The organism is Thermoflavimicrobium dichotomicum (assembly GCF_900114055.1).
In the GTDB taxonomy this organism is placed as follows: domain Bacteria; phylum Bacillota; class Bacilli; order Thermoactinomycetales; family Thermoactinomycetaceae; genus Thermoflavimicrobium; species Thermoflavimicrobium dichotomicum.
Genome location: NZ_FORR01000025.1, coordinates 1 through 16,988 on the forward strand (window position 1 = coordinate 1; position 16,988 = coordinate 16,988).

The window sequence follows — 16,988 nt, forward strand, 5'->3', positions numbered from 1 at the left end:
AATGAATTAACCTTAAGTTCTTATCTGTTAAAAAAAACACCCTAGATTTTTGTACGTGAATATATTGTATAATTCAAGTGTAAAAACAAGGAGGTGAAAAACAAATGTTAAAAACATACAAGTTCAAGCTGGAACCAACAGTGCAACAGATAGAAATAATCGAACAGACACTATACCTATGCCGTTGGCTCTATAATTCGATGCTGGAACAGAGAAAGCTTGCCTACAAACTGCGGGATATTTCTTTGACTTTCTACACACAGAATAAAGAGTTACCGAAAGTAAAAGAAGAATTTCCAGAGTTTAAGCAAGTAAACGCACAAGTACTACAGGATGTTTGTCAACGACTTGATAAAACATTCAAATCGTTTTTCCGTCGCTTAAAAAATGGTGAAAAAGCTGGTTTTCCTCGCTTTAAAGGTAAGAACAGATATGATAGCATTACTTACCCACAACCTTATCCTAAAGGTGGTTTCAAGATCGAAGGGAAATATTTGAAACTATCAAAGATTGGTAATGTACGTATCAAGCTACATAGACAAATTGAAGGCAAGATTAAAACCTGTACCATCAAAAGGAAGAATGGCAAATACTATGCTTGCTTCGCTTGTGAGATTGAACCAGAACCACAAACGACAGAAAAGCAAGTAGGCGTTGATCTAGGCGTGAAACATCTTGCTATAACATCAGAAGGTGAATTCTTTGAACATCCCAAATACCTGCGTAAAGCAGAAAAGCGTCTAAAATACCTTCAACGGATGGTATCACGTAGAAAAAAAGGATCAAACCGTAGGCGTAAAGCTGTAGCCATGTTGGCGAAATGTCATGAGTATATAGCGAATCAAAGAAGAGATACAGCACATAAAATCAGCCGTTATCTAGTGAATCATTATGATTTAATCGCATTTGAAGACTTGAACATCAAAGGAATGGTAAAAAACCATCACCTAGCAAAAAGCATTGCGGATGCTGGTTGGAGGATGCTTATCCAATTCACTACTTACAAAGCAGAGTACGCTGGTAAGAAAGTGGTATTGGTTGATCCCCACAACACATCGCAAGCGTGTTCTGAATGTGGCCAAATAGTGAAAAAGACTCTAAATGAAAGAACCCATAAATGTCCTTGCGGCTATATAGCAGACAGAGACGTAAACGCCGCAAGGAACATCTTGAAAAAAGCACTTGCTTAATATCTCAGGCATGGAACATGCCTTCGTGGATGGGTGCAGGTTACTGCGCCAGATGAAACGAGAAGCTCGCCATTTCAATGGCGATGTAGTTCACAGTTTAGGGTGGATGACAAGTGTAAATTCATCGTTACGTTGGTGCTTTTCTTTTCTATATGTACAGTGATCCAAAATGCTTTTTAGCAAGGCATTTTTTTGTTTGGGATCGTCGAGCTTTGGATAGAGATCCAGAACATGCTCCACTCTGGGAATGATGTTGACTTGTGCTTGCTCTTTTAATCTTTCTTTTTCTAGATCTTGGAGAGCTTGTTCGATTTTTTCGCGAAGCTCGGTCATTCGGTTTGCGATATGTTTGGAGCGCTCCAGGAAAGTTTCTTCATCATAAATACCTCGTTCAAGCAAATCATGCAATCTCAATTTTTGTGATTCGAGATTTTTCAATTCTTGTTGGTGATTTTTAATTGTGACCTCTAACAATTCTATTTTGAAGTTATTTTGGGGCGGTGTGTCTGCAATGTCGAATTGCATCTTGTACTGATCCAACCAATCCCGCAATGATTCGAGCAAGCGTGCTTCTATATATTCGAATCGTGAACTTTTATTCGAGCAATATGCATTGTAACAAATTAAATGTGGTTTTTGTCTCCCGTAAGGTCGATAGATCATGGTTCCGCCGCACATATCGCATCGGATCAAACCGGCCAACGGATTTCTAATCCCGCGCTCGTGATAGTAGGGGACGTGGTATCTGGTCTTTAGTATTTCCTGGGCTTTTTGAAACAACTGTTCAGAGATAATAGCTTCGTGTTTTCCCTCTACATCAATCCATTCTGATCGTGGACGGGTCTCTGTTTCTCGCTTTTTTGATAAATCTGTTGGCTTTTTATATACTTTTTTTCTCCACTGAATTCTACCTGTATAGACTTCATTTTTTATGATATTGAGCACTAACATATCATTCCAGCGCTTGCCTGTATATGTACGGATCCCCAATTCATTAAGTTTATGTGCGATCTTGTTGGTTCCAAGTCTTTGATCAGGATCATCATGAGTATACCATTCGAAAATCATCCTTACTACCGGCGCTTGATCCGGATGGGGGATTAGGAAACGTCCATTTTTATCTTCGGCAATTTGATAGCCATATGGAGGGCGAGTGCCAATATAGTTTCCTTCCTCAATAGATCTAATTCTACCTCTTTGTAGCCGTCGATTGATTATTTTGTATTCCTTCCTGGCCATGAAGGCCTCAAATTCACTATATTCTTCATCAAACTCATCTTCCAGGTCGTACACTTTTCGTGGTGTGATAATCTTCGTCCGGGATCTCTTAAAGGTTTCAAGGATCAGCCCTTGTTCCTGCATATTTCCGCGTCCAAGCCGATCCATATCCATAACGAGAACGGCATCATATAGGCCAATTTCCACTTCCTTCAGTAGCTTCATCATTTCAGGTCTATGTATCAAGCTTTCACCGGATGCAATTTCTTCATAGATCTTCACAATATTCAATTTTTGTTGTTTGGCTACTTCCAGTAACATCTTTTTATGTTTGGTAAGTGTTTCACCTTCCCCGCGTGCCTCGGCTTCCAGATCAGCACGGCTTTTACGCAAATACATAGCTACTCTTTCCATAAATGATCCCTCCTTCTCTAAAATAATATGCTTGTCCGCTAATGATTCCTGCATAGGATTTAATGAGGTGATATCATGCAGGAGAGACGGGAGCATGTTCAATATGATAAAACTTATCGTATAGGGGGATCAATTGTTCATATAGTTGCGCCGAGGATCTCAGATGAGGAACGGGAAAAACGGTTGGAAGAAGTCGCTCGAGTCATCTGGATGCTCTTAGATCAGGTTGGGAAAACAAAGAAAGATGATTCTCAAGATGAGAAACCAGCTCCTTAGTAACGAAAGCAGTCCTGGAAACAGGGCTTTTTTGTTTGCATGAAAAAAGCCGATCTTCCCAGTCAGTTCAGTTTGGGAATCTCGGCTTTTTCTTTGACGACCATCCAATCACCTTTTTCAATTTTGAACAGGTGATGGGTTTTTAGTTTGGTTTTTATTGCAAGAGATTTTCCAATGTTCCATAGGGGCTTTTTGGAAGATGTGGTTGCCTTTAGCAATACCAATTTTGAATAAAGTTACAGTTTTAAGGGATGTTAATTAAAAAGAAAGGAAGGGTGAAGAAATTTATGAGCCATCCATATTTATGCCCGTCATGTCAAACTAACCGGACTCGTTTTGCAATTATTGACCAAACTCCCGTTTATGTAAAATTGGACCCACAGAGTGGAGAAATCGTTCAGCAGTATAAGGAAGATGAACTTGAACCACTCCATATGCCATACAATGGGAGCACACGCCATATTCATTGTGGAACATGTGGATTAACAGAAGATGAGCAAAGATTTATCTCAATGGCTCAATACTTCAAGAAAAATCGGCCTATATCACAACCTACAGCACAGCCTCAGGCATCTACTGGTCAACCTCAGGCAGCAAATCCTATTCAGCAATTTCGTGCACTGGGTCAGCCTCAAGAATCGAATCATACTGGTCAACCTCAGGCAGTAAATCCTATTCAGCAATTTCGTGCACTGGGTCAGCCTCAAGAATCGAATCATACTGGTCAACCTCAGGCAGCAAATTCTATTCAGCAATTTCGTGCACTGGGTCAGCCTCAAGAATCGAATCATACTGGTCAACCTCAGGCAGCAAATTCTATTCAGCAATTTCGTGCACTGGGTCAGCCTCAAGAATCGAATCATACTGGTCAACCTCAGGCAGCAAATTCTATTCAGCAATTTCGTGCACTGGGTCAGCCTCAAGAATCGAATCATACTGGTCAACCTCAGGCAGCAAATTCTATTCAGCAATTTCGTGCACTGGGTCAGCCTCAAGAATCGAATCATACTGGTCAACCTCAGGCAGTAAATCCTATTCAGCAATTTCGTGCACTGGGTCAGTCTCAAGAATCGAATCATACTGGTCAACCTCAGGCAGTAAATCCTATTCAGCAATTTCGTGCACTGGGTCAGTCTCAAGAATCGAATCATACTGGTCAACCTCAGGCAGTAAATCCTATTCAGCAATTTCGTGCACTGGGTCAGTCTCAAGAATCGAATCATACTGGTCAACCTCAGGCAGTAAATCCTATTCAGCAATTTCGTGCACTGGGTCAGCCTCAGGCATCTACTGGTCAACCTCAGGCAGTAAATCCTATTCAGCAATTTCGTGCACTGGGTCAGCCTCAGGCATCTACTGGTCAACCTCAGGCAGTAAATCCTATTCAGCAATTTCGTGCACTGGGTCAGCCTCAAGAATCGAATCATACTGGTCAACCTCAGGCAGTAAATCCTATTCAGCAATTTCGTGCACTAGGTCAGCCTCAAGAATCGAATCCTACTGTTCAATCTCAGGCAGTAAATCCTATTCAGCAATTTCGTGCACTAGGTCAGCCTCGTGAATTCACGCCACCTCTACACTAAAGAATCAGTTGAACTTACTGGATACAGCGCCCTATAAAACCGGGCGCTTTTTTAGTAGGCTAAACGTTAAATCCCCCAGCTCAGTGAGAAAAAGATAAGGGAGTTTTAACTAACACCGCGTGATGCGGCGCACTTGTGGGAGGGGAGCTTAGCGTGGTAAATCCGCGAAAAAACGGCGGGACCCCACTAGTCCTGCTGACCTAAATGGCAATAAGTATTCCAATCAAACTGATTTTTATTTTTACCAAATAACATTTAATTCTCCTTTCAACCGTAGCCGGCCGTTGCACGTTCTTCTGCTCGATCCCTCGCGCCAGAGCCACGGCACGGCCGGGCGGTTTATTTTTTAATTTTTTGCAAGTGATTTTTCGAATGATTTACGGCTGGCTGGCGATCCCTTCCCCTAATGCCTTTTTCGCTTGAATCTCTCTATCGGCCTGCATTAAGGCTGTGTAACAATCATCCAAAGACAAGCCAAACTCAAAAACAATTTTGGCTACTTGCTCAGGTTTCAAAGGTCAGGTGGCTTTTTGATTTTATAGGGGTCTTCTAGGAAACATCTGCCACCGAAGTTCTAACTCAACAATGATAGAATGATAGATAGGTGATGTAGATGTTTATAACTCCTATGTTACTTCAAAAAAGCGACAAAGCGTTTCATAACGCTGAATATATATCTGAAATGAAATACGATGGAATCCGGTTGATTTTATCGACTGTAGATGGGATCCACGCTTACACACGACATGAGACCCTCTGTACCAAGCAATTTCCTGAGCTTCAATCCGTTCATTTGCCATCAGACTCGATCTTGGACGGGGAGTTAATCGTGACGAATAAACATGGCCATCCTGATTTTGAATCCATCATAAAACGATTCCAGACCACAAATGAACGAAAGATCCAATCGTTTCAAGTGACTCTTCCAGTACAATACTGTGTCTTCGATATCCTTCGCTATGAAGGGAAGGACCTTACCAAGTTACCCTTAATTGAAAGAAAAGCGATTCTAGATGAAGTAATAGAAGATAACGAGGTTATCACAAGAGTTCCTTATATCGAAGGGAACGGGAAACAACTTTTTAACCTGGTTCAGCAGCAGGGATTAGAAGGTATCGTACTCAAGAAAAAGGATTCCATCTATGAAGTAGGTAAACGCTCATGGAACTGGCAAAAGGTCATCAATTATCAGCACTATGATGTGGTCATTACAGGCTATCGAAAAGGAGAATTTGGTCTACTGATTGGATTCGAGGATGGGAGACCAGCAGGACTGATTGAGTTTCCACCACCTCGAAATGTCAGAAAAGCCCTGTTTCCGATTATGAATCAGGCAAAGGTGAAGGAAGATGAGCGGTTTGTGTATGTCAGACCTAAGATTCGATGTCGGGTGAAATCGAGGGGACTCACTTCAAATGGGTTGATTCGGATTCCAGTTTTCAAGGAGTTCTTGTTTGCTTCATAAGGTTAAAAACACCTGGTCTCAATGATCAGGTGTTTTAATTAACAGACATGAAAGATACCAAGCAAGCTGCTTAAAGAATGGCATCTTGAAAACGCTTTTTAATTCTATCACTAAGCTTCCCAAAACGTCAGATATGGCGAAATGACATCTCGTATTTAAAAACGCTTAAAAATAAACAAATAACCTGTTGTCAATCAAGATAGTCGTTCATAAGATGTCATGTAAAAATAACCAACAAACTTGAATATATTTTGGTTTAATCCTTTGGAAAAAATTAAAAGCCGATCTTCCCATATTCAGTTTGGGATCTCGGCTTTTTTCCTTACCGGTTTAAGACCTTATGACATACTCTTTATGGACCGATGGGATCGCTGTAAGTAACAGGAGTATCAGGATCAACGGTAGATGTGTTATTCGCAAAGATTCCCGTCATGAAAAATAAAATCAAGACAAACGATACGCATTTTTTAAACATGATTGTATTTCCTCCTCTTTCATTTTTGACAGTATTTCATCTAATTTGATTCTCTTTTCCATATACATGACAAATTTTTTCTGTTCATTTTTGTAGCAACATTTTGCGAGTAAATGAACTATTTCCCTTTGAGTTTCTATTAACTCTTCATGTTGTTCGGCAATTAAAAGTGAATCTTCTAGGTATTCGATTGCTTTAAATTTATTATTTGTTTGCATTTCGAGTTTTCCCAAAGTCATGAGCGTTTTCATTATGTCCAGATTATTTTTGGATCCTTTCCCCAGCTCTATTGCTTTGTTTAATGCTTCTCTAGACAAAGAGTACTTTTTCAGCTGCATGTACAACTTGCCCAGTTGGGTGTAAGTGTTTATAAGCAGGCTTTTCGGTTGTACATTTCCTTCCATTTGCAAAGCAGTCAAAAAACAGCGCTCTGCGAAATTTAGTTTTTCCATCTCAAAATAGATATTGCCCAGAATCGACCACAGATCGAACGCCCGGCTGTGTTCTTTATTTAACTGTGCAATCTTGATTCCTGCTTTTGCGTAATTTTCGGCCTTTTTATATTCCTTAAACTTTAAGTAAATTTTGCTTTTAAGCTCGTAGATATGTAGCCTTGTTTTTAAGGTTTCAATTTCTCCTTTATTCCGCCATAAATATTGTAGTAAAGATAACGCCTCATCATTTTTCTCGAGCTTTTCAAGATAAATCGCTTTGTTAGCGATTAGCATAAACTTTAATTCTTTGCTTTCATCATCGCTGTCACCAATAGCATCTAACCCTTGCTCATTATACTCAAGAGCAGATTTCAGATCGTCTTGATAGTAATGGATCATCCCCAGGTAACAGTATGACATGGCTCTAAGCAAATGCAAATGTTGATCTTCTTCGCTTTCCTCTATTGCTTGAAGTAAGTGCTTTACTGCTTTGGGGTAATTTTTCTTTAAAAAGTAGCATTTTCCCTTATAATATGATATTTCTGCGAGCGCTTTTTTGGAGTAATCGCTTAAATCTAATCTTCTGATTTCTCTTAACGTCTGGTTTGGTCCGGCGTGGTCAATCGAACTGTTGATTGAAAAGAGCTCAAGTTTTATTTCCTCCTGCCTCACCTCCACCTCAGATTTGAGGTTTTTTATGTCTTCGATGGTTAAACCAAGTTTGGAAAGATAGCGCTCGATTTTTTTTGGCGAAACACTCGGATCGCCTCTTTCAATCCGGCTAATAGCACTTCGAGATAACCCTTTATCTACTAACTCATTACTTCTGTATCCTCGCTTCTTTCTATACTTTCTCAATATGTCCCCAAACTTGGTGATGTTTTTTTTAAGCTCCAACATCTTTGCGCCATCCCCTTTATGAAAAAAAATATCTTAAATTCGCTAGTGGTGCAAATTGTGAACTTTGCGTAATTCTCATAAAATCATGGGAATTTTACCAAAAGAGGATTATGTAAGTATATTTTTTGTGCATATTCCCACAGAATCCGTGAGAATTTCGCCAAAAACGCAAAATTTGCCAATCTATGAAAAAAAGTTTATCTTATAGTTAGTTATTACACACATAAAGAATATTCTGTTTTACCAATTGTTTACATAAAGAGAGTAAAATTTGATTAGGAATATTTGTTTGTGTCCGGGTTGATTGTGATAAAATAACATCGAAGAGGTGAGAAGATGAATTTATCAAAGTCTATAAAAAAGGCTAATTTTGATAAGAGAGGATCAATGATTCAGAGGATAAATGATTCTCACCTGGATAAAAGAGAAAAACCATCCGATGTTATGGATGGTGTTTTAGAGTCGGAAAGTGAAGGTTGTGAAAAGAATAACAAAATAGATTATCTTAGGGAATTGATGTTTGACATTGAAAACCTTCTTGGTTTGGAAGCAACATTGAATTGGTCAGTACTTAGCAATGAACTATCAAAAACAGAATATACTACTTCTTATGAACTACATATAGTACAAGAAAAAGTAAGAGATAGATTGTATTAACTAACTTGCATTAATTATTATTTGCCTTTTCTCCCTTTAGGATACGTTGTTTGATTAACTCTAAATAATCTATGAGAAATTCTGCTTGCTCTTCTGTGATCGGAACCCCATCTATATGGGGTTTTTCTTTGTCTGGATTTTGAAGTATTTCTTTTAGGTTAATACCAGTTTTACCTGATTTATTTTCTTTTGGTGTTGGATCGTCTGTACGTCCGAGCAAGTAGTCTGTGGTTACATTGTATAGATCTGCTAATTTTTGTAGCATCTCGGCATCTGGTTCACTTCTTCCATTCTCATAATGAGAATATCTAGCTCTAGATATACCTAGTTTATGAGCAATTTCATCTTGAGTTCTTTTTCCTCGAAGCATCTTTAATCTTTGACCTAGCATATTTAACTCACACCTTATTTGCACTTATTTGTTCTCGTTTGTACTTATTAGTAATTATAGATACAAAATTTATCAGTTAAAATACGTGATAAAAAATGTATCAAAAAACTATTGACGATAAATTTTTTATCGCTTATTATTTAATTAGTGATACAAAATGTATCGAGGAGGTGGTCAAGTGATTAGGAAGCGATTAGTACGAGAGAGAGTTAAAAAAGGTCTTACTCAAAAGCAAGTTGCTGAAATTCTTGGCATATCAGAAGTTTTCGTGAGAAAGATTGAAAAAGGAACTGCTAATCCTGGCCGGAAAACCATGCTTAAGTTTGAACTGTTATATGGTATAAGTGATCGTGAACTATTCCCAGATCTTTTTTATGTAGATGATGATACAATTTGTATCAAAACTAAATTCGCTTTGGAGGTAAGTAGATGACCCGAATTGTTCATCTGAACGTGTCAGACCGACAGCATGAGCTGATTGTTAAAGAGTTTCGTGGAAAAAGAGTAGTCACATTTAAGGATATTGATGCTCTGCACCAACGCCCAGAAGGAACTGCTAGGAAGCGTTTCAATGATAATAAAAAACGCTTTATTGAAGGCGAAGATTACTTCGTCCGAAATTCGGACGAAGCAAAAACTGAGTTTGGGATTGTAGCACCGAATGGTTTAGTTCTTCTTACTGAGTCAGGTTACTTGATGCTAGTCAAGTCTTTTACGGATGACCTAGCCTGGGAAGTGCAGCGGCAACTAGTGAATGTTTATTTCAGAGCTAAAGATCTAGCAGCTGATCTCCAAGCTAAACAGCTGGAGCTGGAGCAAGAAAAACTGAAATTGGCCAAGTCGGAGTTTCTTCTAAGAATCAGTGAGAAGTTTCCGAATCTATCGACCGAGTCGCACCAATTGCTTGCAGCCCAGGCGGCGAAAGAGCTCACTGGTCAGGATCTGCTTCCTTTACCAAAGGTTGAAAAAACTTATACAGCTGGTGAAATTGGTGCGATGTTCGGAAAGTCCGCAAATTATGTAGGTCGGTTAGCTAACAAGTACAATCTGAAAACGCCAGAATATGGCTACTATGTATTGGATAAAGCGAAGCACAACGCAAAACAAGTAGAGTCCTTCCGATACAACGAGAAGGGTCTTAAGCGATTGTCTGAACTCATGCAGGAAGAAACCGAGAAAAGAGGTCGATCTAATGATGAGTAAAACAGTGAATGTTTCTCTTTCAAAGAAAGAACTCGAAGATTTGGTTGCAGTCCTAGAGTTCAGTATAGACGACTTACTTTACGAACGTGGCAAGCACCCACAAATGTGGACGAACTGGGATGAACAATTTTTAAGTAGCGTCAACGATCTATATCAGCGATTTAAAGAGTTCTTAAAAGATGAGCAATTTAAATGATAACAATTCTTATCTACCAAAGAAGTACCGATTTGTAAAGAGCCAATATTTCTAATTAATCAAAGTTTCACAATTAGGGAGGAGCAACCAGGATGACACCTAAGACATACAAGCTCGGCAACACTACGGTGAAGATCATTCCACCTGAAATCTCGGAAGAAGAGCGTCAAAAACGATTGAAAGCGATTGAAGACACGATTCGGACTTTGTTGATTAACAAATACCTTAAAAAGGATGTGATCTAAGTGAATTACAACCCATTCTTGATCTCCGATGGAACAAAAATATCCACTTGAAAGGGGGTGATAGCGTGAAAGGTATCCGAATAGTTGGCTTTGTGGATCGTGGGACCCTAAAATTTCGGGTCTACCGAGACGGACAGTTGATCGGATTCATGACGCTGATGGGGCTACTGGAATGGTTTGAACAAATAGAAGAAGCCCACCAGCTGGCAACTGGTGAGCAACAAGCTTAAAAAACTTATCGGATTCATTCTACCAAACATTAAGGAGGAAATCAAAGTGGAACAATCCAGCCTGGTGCAAGAAATGCCGGTGGAGCAAATAGAGCAAGGCTTGCAAGTGTTGCGGGCTCTCTTGAAAGGCAAAGCAGTCGAAGAGGTTCAGGCAACGGAGTCGGAGCAAGTGAAAGGGGACAAGCAGGGGGCTACTCAGTCCCCGTCCCTGGATCCTGTCAAGTTTGGGGTAGTTGACCAGGATCATCTTGGATCCCAATTTTTCGGGGGCGAGATTGGAATCTCACCAATCAAGCCAGTCAAGTGGCACTATGACGATCAGTACCGTTTTGATCGTGATCATTCAATGTCCAGGGTACAGAGAACTTCATATTTCATCTACGGGGTGAGCGTATAATGGCTAAACAAATCAGCTTGGAAGAATTCCTGGAGCAGCAAGAGCAAGTCAATGAGCGTTTTGTGGTTGATAGTGATGAAAAAGCCAATTGGGTTCTCCGGAAGCTGAAACACTTGCAAAAGAAGAAGCAGGAAAACATTGCTCTAGCGGAAGCGGAGATTGCGAAAATAAATGCCTGGTTGGAGCATGTCAACGGCGATTTAGACAGTCAGATCCAATTTTTTGAGGATCATTTAGCGGAATATGCGGAACGGCTACGTCAGAAAGATTCAAAGTTCAAGAGTATGAAGCTTCCAAACGGTCGCTTCGGATTCCGCAAGCAACCAGCAAAATGGCACTATGACGAGAAGGTACTACTGAATCAGCTGAAAGAGAACGGGCGAAATGATCTGATACGAATCAAAGAAGAAATCGACAAGCAAGCAATCAAAAAGCAGTTCAAGGTGATTGATGGTCGCGTGATCGATCCGGAGACAGGCGAAGTGATCAATGGTGTCACAGTTGAAGAGCAAGGTGAAAAGCTCAAGATCGAGGTGAGCGAGTAATGAAAAGAAGCGAAAGTATCGCCAACTTAGCAGCGGCATTGTGTAAGTTTCAGGCCAATCTACCACCAATAAAAAAGAACAAGAAAGTCGAGGTTCAAACGGAGAAAGGAACATCATATAGTTACAGCTATGCTGATCTGGCCGAAATCGTTGAAACGATTAAGCCTATTTTAAAAGAATGCGGCCTGTGCTTTCGCCAGGAACCAGTCCAAGATTCAAATGGGAATATCATAGGGGTTTATACTGAGCTTTACCATGAGTCAGGAGAGTTTATTTTCAGTGAACCAGTGACCTTTGGGGCAGTTTCAACTAAACCACAAGGAGTTGGATCAATACTCACATATGCCCGACGTTATTCTCTTTGCCTGGCGTTGGGGATAGCAGCCGAAGAAGATGATGATGCAAACATAGCCCAAGATAATGAATTTACCAACAAGAAACAACCACAACAACAACCGCCAAGTAATCAACAGCAAACACAACAGCCCCAACAACGCAACCAACCACCACAGCAGAAACAACAGCAGGCACAGGCACAACAAACTCAGTATCGATCCGCACCACAACCGCAACAACAAACACCATATAAACCACTGAAAGGCATGGCAACAAAACCGCAAATAGGGAAAATCAAACAACTCACGGAAAAATGGCCTGATGAAGAATACCGCTTAATATTGACTTTCTTCACTGGAAAACAGAGTTCAACTGAACTAACCAAGCAGGAAGCCAGCGATTTTATTACCTTGTTACAACAGAAGCCAAAAGAAAAGCTGTTAGAAGAAATAAATAACACCCAGAATCTTTCATTCCCATGGGATGAAGAGGGGTATCCGGAGGTTGTCTAAAAATGGCAGTCAATCCTAAGTATCTTTCCCGGTACCAGCCAACCGCGGATGAACGATTGTATCAGCCGGAGCACTACCTAATGCAAATAAAACAAGTCCTCAACAGTGATTATCCTGCTGAGGACTTGAAGCAAGCAGTTCTTCAATTGGTAGAGATGGTTGAGTTTGAGATTAATGAACTGAAAGATCATTGCTAAATCAATTCGTTGCTGGGCGTTCCTGGCCAAAGGTTTCCGCCCAGCAACAATCCCCAAAAGGAGATGAGAAAATTGTATAACAATGAGCAAGAAAAAGCAATGTTGGAATTATTGCGCACACAACTGAAGGCAACGTGGTATTCTGTATACCTTTTGATTGGTCGTCAACCCGCCAGGAACGATCAATGGAAGTTTGACGGGAAAAATGTCTGGCTCAACGGGCAATTGATAGACAATCCGGATATTGTTGAACTCTTTAAGAATATCTCTCAACTCAAGAAAGAGATCAATTATTTGGAGGGAGGTGACGACAATGGCGCGGTATAAAGCGCGTCTGATTCTGTCACCTACCTTCGTAGATAAGAAAAAAGCCCTACGGTTAAACAAAGGGGATCAGGTAGAAATCAAGGGGCGTATTTACAACGTGGTGGATACCTTTGTGTGGGGCACAGTTCGGGTATACATGTTGGATGGCTTTGGTTTAGTTTACGAGGGCGAGCTGATCGCCTCGCCGATCGAGGGGGGACAGTAATGGGAGTTTACTTCGACTTAAAATTTGCTCCAAATTACTGTCCCAAATGCGGAAATAAAATTAGCTATCTTCGAAATCCCTATATGCTTCAAGACTATATGAATCAGGAGCCCCTGTCTTGCCTGGAATGTACCTTGGGATTCATTCAAGTGAAGCGCGAGCAGGTGGATCAAAAGGTCATGAAAGTGTTTGTAGCTTTTCATCCGAAAGAGAAATAGAATGGGCGGCCGCGCGTCGCCCTTCTAAGGGGAGTGGAATGAATGGCAGTATTCAGACAAATACATGTTGATTTTTGGCAGGATGCATTTGTATTAGACCTTACGCCGGAAGAAAAGTATTTTTATCTCTACCTTATGACCAATAGCAAAACAAGCCAATGCGGTATTTATGAGTTGCCACTCCGGATCATCGAAACGGAAACGGGTTATAACCGAGAAACTGTTGAGAAGCTGCTTCAACGGTTTATACAGTACGGAAAGATCTATTACGACGATTCTACAAAAGAGATCATGATCAAAAACTGGATCAAATACAACAAAATCAATAGTCCAAAGGTTAAATCCTGTATCCTTAAGGAACTGAAAAACGTCAAGAACCAAGATTTCGTGAAAGAGTTCTATAAGCTATGCGAACGGTACGGATACAGTATCGATACCCTATCTAAAGACTATAGGGAAGAAAAAGAAAAAGAAGAAGAAAAAGAAGAAGAAAAAGAAGAAGAAAAAGAAAAAACTAAACCCCCGAAAAAACGAAGCCGATCAAAGGAAAATCTCTGTTCTACAGAAGATGTCCAATCTTTTGTTGAAAGCCAACAGGCTTCCAACCCTTTAAATGGTGTTCCAAACAAACTGATAATCAAATACATTGACTGTTTAAGGCTTACTAGAAAAACAGCTCGGATATCTAAAAATATCCTGCTTAATCTTTGGGAGAAATGGCAAAAGTTCAGGCCATCAGTTGTCACTTATGCCATGTGGGTGCATGTACTGAAGCATGATGATAAGCGAGAAGAATATACCCTGGGGATTATGCGAAATACCAAAGAGCATCAAGCGAATAGAGAACTTATCATCTTAAAGAATAAAAATCATCAAGAGAGGGAGAGATTCAAAGATGGCAGTGCAAACAATGTCACCTTTGATGGCGGAAATCAAGAAACGGATCCAGATACTCAAACAGAAACAGAAATCGGCAATGGCTACTATGACCAATTCCCTGGACTCTTCGCAAACTAAATATAAGTGCGATAAGTGCAAGGATACAGGTTACATTATCAAGTCCTGGGAAGGTGGTGGACTTGCAGCAGAATGCAGTTGTTTGGAGATGAAACGCTTGATGAGACGTTTTAAGAGCGCCATGATCCCGGATGAGTTCAAGCAAGCTACATTCCAGGACTACAAGATCCGTTGTGAAGCACATGAAATTTTGCTAAATGCCGCTAAGAAGTATGTTGAAGAGTTTGACCAAATCAAAGGAACATCAGCCAATAGCCTGGGATTTATCGCCATTTTCGGTGAGCAAAGGATGAAGGAGATGCCAAAAGACCAGAGAGCAATCATGAAGAGGAAACACAACAACTATGGCCTGGGCAAAACTCACTTGCAAGTGGCAATTGCAAAAGAATTGCTCCGCAAAGGTGAGCAGGTTCTGATTGTAGCCGATGTAGCACTTATGGACGAGCTCATGAACCTTCGCCGGTCAGATAATCAGCAAACTTTTAATGAACGGATCCATCAGCTGATCACCGTCCCCGTATTGGTTTGGGATGACATTGGGAAAGCAAACCCGACAGAAGCAAAGCAATCGATGTATTTCCAGATTATCAACGAACGATACAGAGCGCAACGCCCGATCATCTACAGTTCAAACGAAGATGCTGAAACCTTGTCTGATCGGATTGGACCCGCGGCTACTTCTCGATTGCTTGGAATGTCAAAAGGTCGGATCTATCGGGTAGAAGGTCCGGACTATCGACTGACAGGGGAGGCGGAATAAATGGGAGCTATTAAAAAAACACAACCCGTGATCATCTGGAAAGAAACAGAGCCGAAGTCGAAACCAGGGATTGGGCCGCTACCGAGCGACGATGAAATTATTATTGCTTGCGAGGACGTGCCGATTGAGTTCAAATGGCACGGTAGAGATGTCCGGGAGTTTATCCATATGTGGGAACAGGGGCTTTCTCTTCTAGATATTGCGCGGTCGTGGGAGGATCGCAATCCGGATGATGTCATCTTTCTCTGGGAGCATGCGCTCTATAAAGGTTGGATCAAAGATCGGCCGGGTGGAATTTGGGGAAGGAGGCGGAAAGATTGAAGAGACGATCACCGTTGAGCAAATGAAAAAGACAGGGTGGAGCGAACATCCACTCTGTCACAGCTCAATACAGGCCTAACCAAATTGAAACATAAAATAGATGATTTTTCAAAGGGGAGGCTGCCTAAGTTGTGGTGGACTAAGGAATGGTGGGAAAAGAATATAAAGCTTGATCCGGATCCGCCATCACTGCCAAAGCATCCATGCGGTGGATGTGTCTGGCGGATGGGAAAGAAACATTGTATGCTCCCTCGGTGTGTGAAACAGGATGGTTGGAGCTATGAAAATAAAGAAAAGGAGAAATCAGCGTGTTAAAAGTCGGCGATCATGTGAATCACTGCTTTTTGGTGGTAGATTGTCAGGAGCTGAAAACAAAATACGGGAAGTTATACTTATCTCTTAATGTGAAAAATAGGTTGCTTGAATGTGGCGTAAAGATCTGGGACTGGGAATCTATCAAGTCTACTCTGTCCAAGCATCCAACAACCGGCTGTTTTGTAAAAATAACCGGTACTGTAGAGAGTTATCAGGGTATGATCCAGATAAAAACCGAACAGATTGAAGTGATAGAAGAGGGCGAAGTGGATCCGAGCGAGATTTATGCAACACCAGGTATCGCACTTGAGGAGATGGAGAACCGATTAAAGCAGTACCTGGGCATGATTAAAAATCCCGTCCTCAAAGATCTATGCCAAGCAGTAATTACTAACAAGGAGTTATATCAGTTGCTAATCACAAGACCAGCAGCCATAAGGAACCACCACGAAACATATCATGGATTGCTTAGTCATATTGTTTCCATGATGGGAGCTGCGGTTGCACTACAAGCTCATTATCACTTTCTATCACTGGATCTGCTATTGGCCGGGGCATTATTCCATGATCTAGGAAAGGTGGTAGAAATAAACGATATCAAAGAAGGCGGATATTCCACTAAGGGACGATTGCTGGGACATATGGATATTGGAACTGCATTGATTGATAGATTCGCAGAGAAAACGGGGCACAAAGGGAAAGAAGAAGTTGATTTGCTCAAACACTTGGTTCTATCCCACCACGGCAAGCTAGAATGGGGATCCCCGATTGAACCACGGATCCCCGAAGCGATGGCACTACATATGATCGATTATATGGATGCACAGTTCTACAACATATTCAAGCAATTGAAAGAGACCCCGCCTGGGGAGTGGACAAGCAATCGATCACAATCACTATTCAAACATAGCTTGTCACCGGTTGATCAATTGGATCACTACCACAAATAAGATTAACTAAG

The 16,988-nt window shown here is 40.9% G+C and carries 25 protein-coding genes; 22 read left to right on the forward strand and 3 right to left on the reverse strand.

Annotated features, from left to right (window positions below; all coding sequences use genetic code 11):
• The first annotated feature begins 104 nt into the window (after positions 1 to 104).
• Positions 105 to 1,190, forward strand: coding sequence for an RNA-guided endonuclease InsQ/TnpB family protein (locus tag BMZ78_RS16445; protein ID WP_093231497.1), 1,086 nt, complete (start codon positions 105 to 107; stop codon positions 1,188 to 1,190).
• Between the two features lie 90 nt (positions 1,191 to 1,280).
• On the opposite strand, the gene BMZ78_RS16450 is transcribed toward BMZ78_RS16445, so the two are convergent.
• Positions 1,281 to 2,822, reverse strand: a complete 1,542-nt coding sequence (locus tag BMZ78_RS16450; protein ID WP_093231498.1) for a recombinase family protein — start codon at positions 2,820 to 2,822, stop codon at positions 1,281 to 1,283.
• 75 nt (positions 2,823 to 2,897) lie between these two features.
• On the opposite strand from BMZ78_RS16450, the gene BMZ78_RS16455 reads away from it, so the two are divergent.
• The 3 genes from BMZ78_RS16455 (at position 2,898) to BMZ78_RS16465 (ending at position 6,146) form a co-directional block, all read left to right on the forward strand.
• Positions 2,898 to 3,098, forward strand: coding sequence for a hypothetical protein (locus tag BMZ78_RS16455; protein ID WP_093231499.1), 201 nt, complete (start codon positions 2,898 to 2,900; stop codon positions 3,096 to 3,098).
• Positions 3,099 to 3,385: 287 nt separating this feature from the next.
• Complete coding sequence (locus tag BMZ78_RS19650) at positions 3,386 to 4,681, forward strand: hypothetical protein (protein ID WP_425263946.1); 1,296 nt, start codon at positions 3,386 to 3,388, stop codon at positions 4,679 to 4,681.
• 613 nt (positions 4,682 to 5,294) lie between these two features.
• Positions 5,295 to 6,146: an ATP-dependent DNA ligase gene (locus BMZ78_RS16465; RefSeq protein WP_093231500.1), complete on the forward strand. Its 852-nt coding sequence runs from the start codon at positions 5,295 to 5,297 to the stop codon at positions 6,144 to 6,146.
• A 444-nt stretch (positions 6,147 to 6,590) separates the two neighbouring features.
• On the opposite strand, the gene BMZ78_RS16470 is transcribed toward BMZ78_RS16465, so the two are convergent.
• Complete coding sequence (locus tag BMZ78_RS16470) at positions 6,591 to 7,955, reverse strand: helix-turn-helix domain-containing protein (protein WP_093231501.1); 1,365 nt, start codon at positions 7,953 to 7,955, stop codon at positions 6,591 to 6,593.
• A 336-nt stretch (positions 7,956 to 8,291) separates the two neighbouring features.
• Here BMZ78_RS16470 and BMZ78_RS16475 point away from each other — a divergent pair, with 336 nt between their 5' ends.
• Positions 8,292 to 8,612, forward strand: coding sequence for a hypothetical protein (locus tag BMZ78_RS16475; RefSeq protein ID WP_093231502.1), 321 nt, complete (start codon positions 8,292 to 8,294; stop codon positions 8,610 to 8,612).
• Positions 8,613 to 8,622: 10 nt separating this feature from the next.
• On the opposite strand, the gene BMZ78_RS16480 is transcribed toward BMZ78_RS16475, so the two are convergent.
• A complete protein-coding gene (locus BMZ78_RS16480; protein WP_093231503.1) occupies positions 8,623 to 9,003 on the reverse strand; it encodes a helix-turn-helix domain-containing protein in 381 nt (126 codons plus the stop codon).
• A gap of 178 nt (positions 9,004 to 9,181) precedes the next feature.
• Here BMZ78_RS16480 and BMZ78_RS16485 point away from each other — a divergent pair, with 178 nt between their 5' ends.
• The 17 genes from BMZ78_RS16485 to BMZ78_RS16555 all read left to right on the forward strand — a co-directional run bounded on the left by BMZ78_RS16485 (position 9,182) and on the right by BMZ78_RS16555 (position 16,977).
• Positions 9,182 to 9,436: a helix-turn-helix transcriptional regulator gene (locus BMZ78_RS16485; RefSeq protein WP_425263947.1), complete on the forward strand. Its 255-nt coding sequence runs from the start codon at positions 9,182 to 9,184 to the stop codon at positions 9,434 to 9,436.
• Entirely contained in the window at positions 9,433 to 10,206 is a 774-nt protein-coding gene (locus BMZ78_RS16490; RefSeq protein ID WP_093231504.1) for an ORF6N domain-containing protein, read from the forward strand. The genes BMZ78_RS16485 and BMZ78_RS16490 overlap by 4 nt, the downstream gene beginning before the upstream one ends.
• Positions 10,196 to 10,402, forward strand: a complete 207-nt coding sequence (locus tag BMZ78_RS16495; RefSeq protein ID WP_093231505.1) for a hypothetical protein — start codon at positions 10,196 to 10,198, stop codon at positions 10,400 to 10,402. Before BMZ78_RS16490 ends, BMZ78_RS16495 begins: the two co-directional genes overlap by 11 nt.
• 92 nt (positions 10,403 to 10,494) lie before the next feature.
• Positions 10,495 to 10,647, forward strand: a complete 153-nt coding sequence (locus tag BMZ78_RS18905) for a hypothetical protein (protein WP_175482527.1) — start codon at positions 10,495 to 10,497, stop codon at positions 10,645 to 10,647.
• A 65-nt stretch (positions 10,648 to 10,712) separates the two neighbouring features.
• On the forward strand, positions 10,713 to 10,877 hold the full coding sequence (locus BMZ78_RS18910) for a hypothetical protein (RefSeq protein WP_175482528.1): 165 nt from the start codon (positions 10,713 to 10,715) through the stop codon (positions 10,875 to 10,877).
• A gap of 46 nt (positions 10,878 to 10,923) precedes the next feature.
• Entirely contained in the window at positions 10,924 to 11,274 is a 351-nt protein-coding gene (locus tag BMZ78_RS16500) for a hypothetical protein (protein ID WP_093231506.1), read from the forward strand.
• A complete protein-coding gene (locus tag BMZ78_RS16505) occupies positions 11,274 to 11,819 on the forward strand; it encodes a host-nuclease inhibitor Gam family protein (protein WP_093231507.1) in 546 nt (181 codons plus the stop codon). The genes BMZ78_RS16500 and BMZ78_RS16505 overlap by 1 nt, the downstream gene beginning before the upstream one ends.
• On the forward strand, positions 11,819 to 12,667 hold the full coding sequence (locus tag BMZ78_RS16510; protein ID WP_093231508.1) for an ERF family protein: 849 nt from the start codon (positions 11,819 to 11,821) through the stop codon (positions 12,665 to 12,667). The genes BMZ78_RS16505 and BMZ78_RS16510 overlap by 1 nt, the downstream gene beginning before the upstream one ends.
• 2 nt (positions 12,668 to 12,669) lie before the next feature.
• Positions 12,670 to 12,864 (forward strand): hypothetical protein, encoded by a 195-nt coding sequence (locus BMZ78_RS16515; protein ID WP_093231509.1) that lies wholly within the window; start codon positions 12,670 to 12,672, stop codon positions 12,862 to 12,864.
• A gap of 72 nt (positions 12,865 to 12,936) precedes the next feature.
• Positions 12,937 to 13,191: a hypothetical protein gene (locus BMZ78_RS16520; RefSeq protein WP_093231510.1), complete on the forward strand. Its 255-nt coding sequence runs from the start codon at positions 12,937 to 12,939 to the stop codon at positions 13,189 to 13,191.
• Entirely contained in the window at positions 13,178 to 13,396 is a 219-nt protein-coding gene (locus tag BMZ78_RS16525; RefSeq protein ID WP_093231511.1) for a hypothetical protein, read from the forward strand. Before BMZ78_RS16520 ends, BMZ78_RS16525 begins: the two co-directional genes overlap by 14 nt.
• The gene (locus tag BMZ78_RS16530) at positions 13,396 to 13,614 is read left to right on the forward strand and encodes a hypothetical protein (protein WP_093231512.1); all 219 of its coding nucleotides are present in this window, start codon (positions 13,396 to 13,398) and stop codon (positions 13,612 to 13,614) included. Before BMZ78_RS16525 ends, BMZ78_RS16530 begins: the two co-directional genes overlap by 1 nt.
• Positions 13,615 to 13,905: 291 nt before the next feature.
• Complete coding sequence (locus BMZ78_RS16535; RefSeq protein WP_139203351.1) at positions 13,906 to 14,631, forward strand: hypothetical protein; 726 nt, start codon at positions 13,906 to 13,908, stop codon at positions 14,629 to 14,631.
• The gene (locus BMZ78_RS16540) at positions 14,516 to 15,391 is read left to right on the forward strand and encodes an ATP-binding protein (protein WP_245739890.1); all 876 of its coding nucleotides are present in this window, start codon (positions 14,516 to 14,518) and stop codon (positions 15,389 to 15,391) included. The genes BMZ78_RS16535 and BMZ78_RS16540 overlap by 116 nt, the downstream gene beginning before the upstream one ends.
• Positions 15,392 to 15,712, forward strand: coding sequence for a hypothetical protein (locus BMZ78_RS16545; RefSeq protein WP_093231515.1), 321 nt, complete (start codon positions 15,392 to 15,394; stop codon positions 15,710 to 15,712). It abuts the gene before it with no gap.
• A gap of 129 nt (positions 15,713 to 15,841) precedes the next feature.
• A complete protein-coding gene (locus BMZ78_RS16550) occupies positions 15,842 to 16,027 on the forward strand; it encodes a hypothetical protein (protein WP_093231516.1) in 186 nt (61 codons plus the stop codon).
• On the forward strand, positions 16,021 to 16,977 hold the full coding sequence (locus BMZ78_RS16555; RefSeq protein WP_093231517.1) for a 3'-5' exoribonuclease YhaM family protein: 957 nt from the start codon (positions 16,021 to 16,023) through the stop codon (positions 16,975 to 16,977). Before BMZ78_RS16550 ends, BMZ78_RS16555 begins: the two co-directional genes overlap by 7 nt.
• Positions 16,978 to 16,988: the final 11 nt, after the last annotated feature.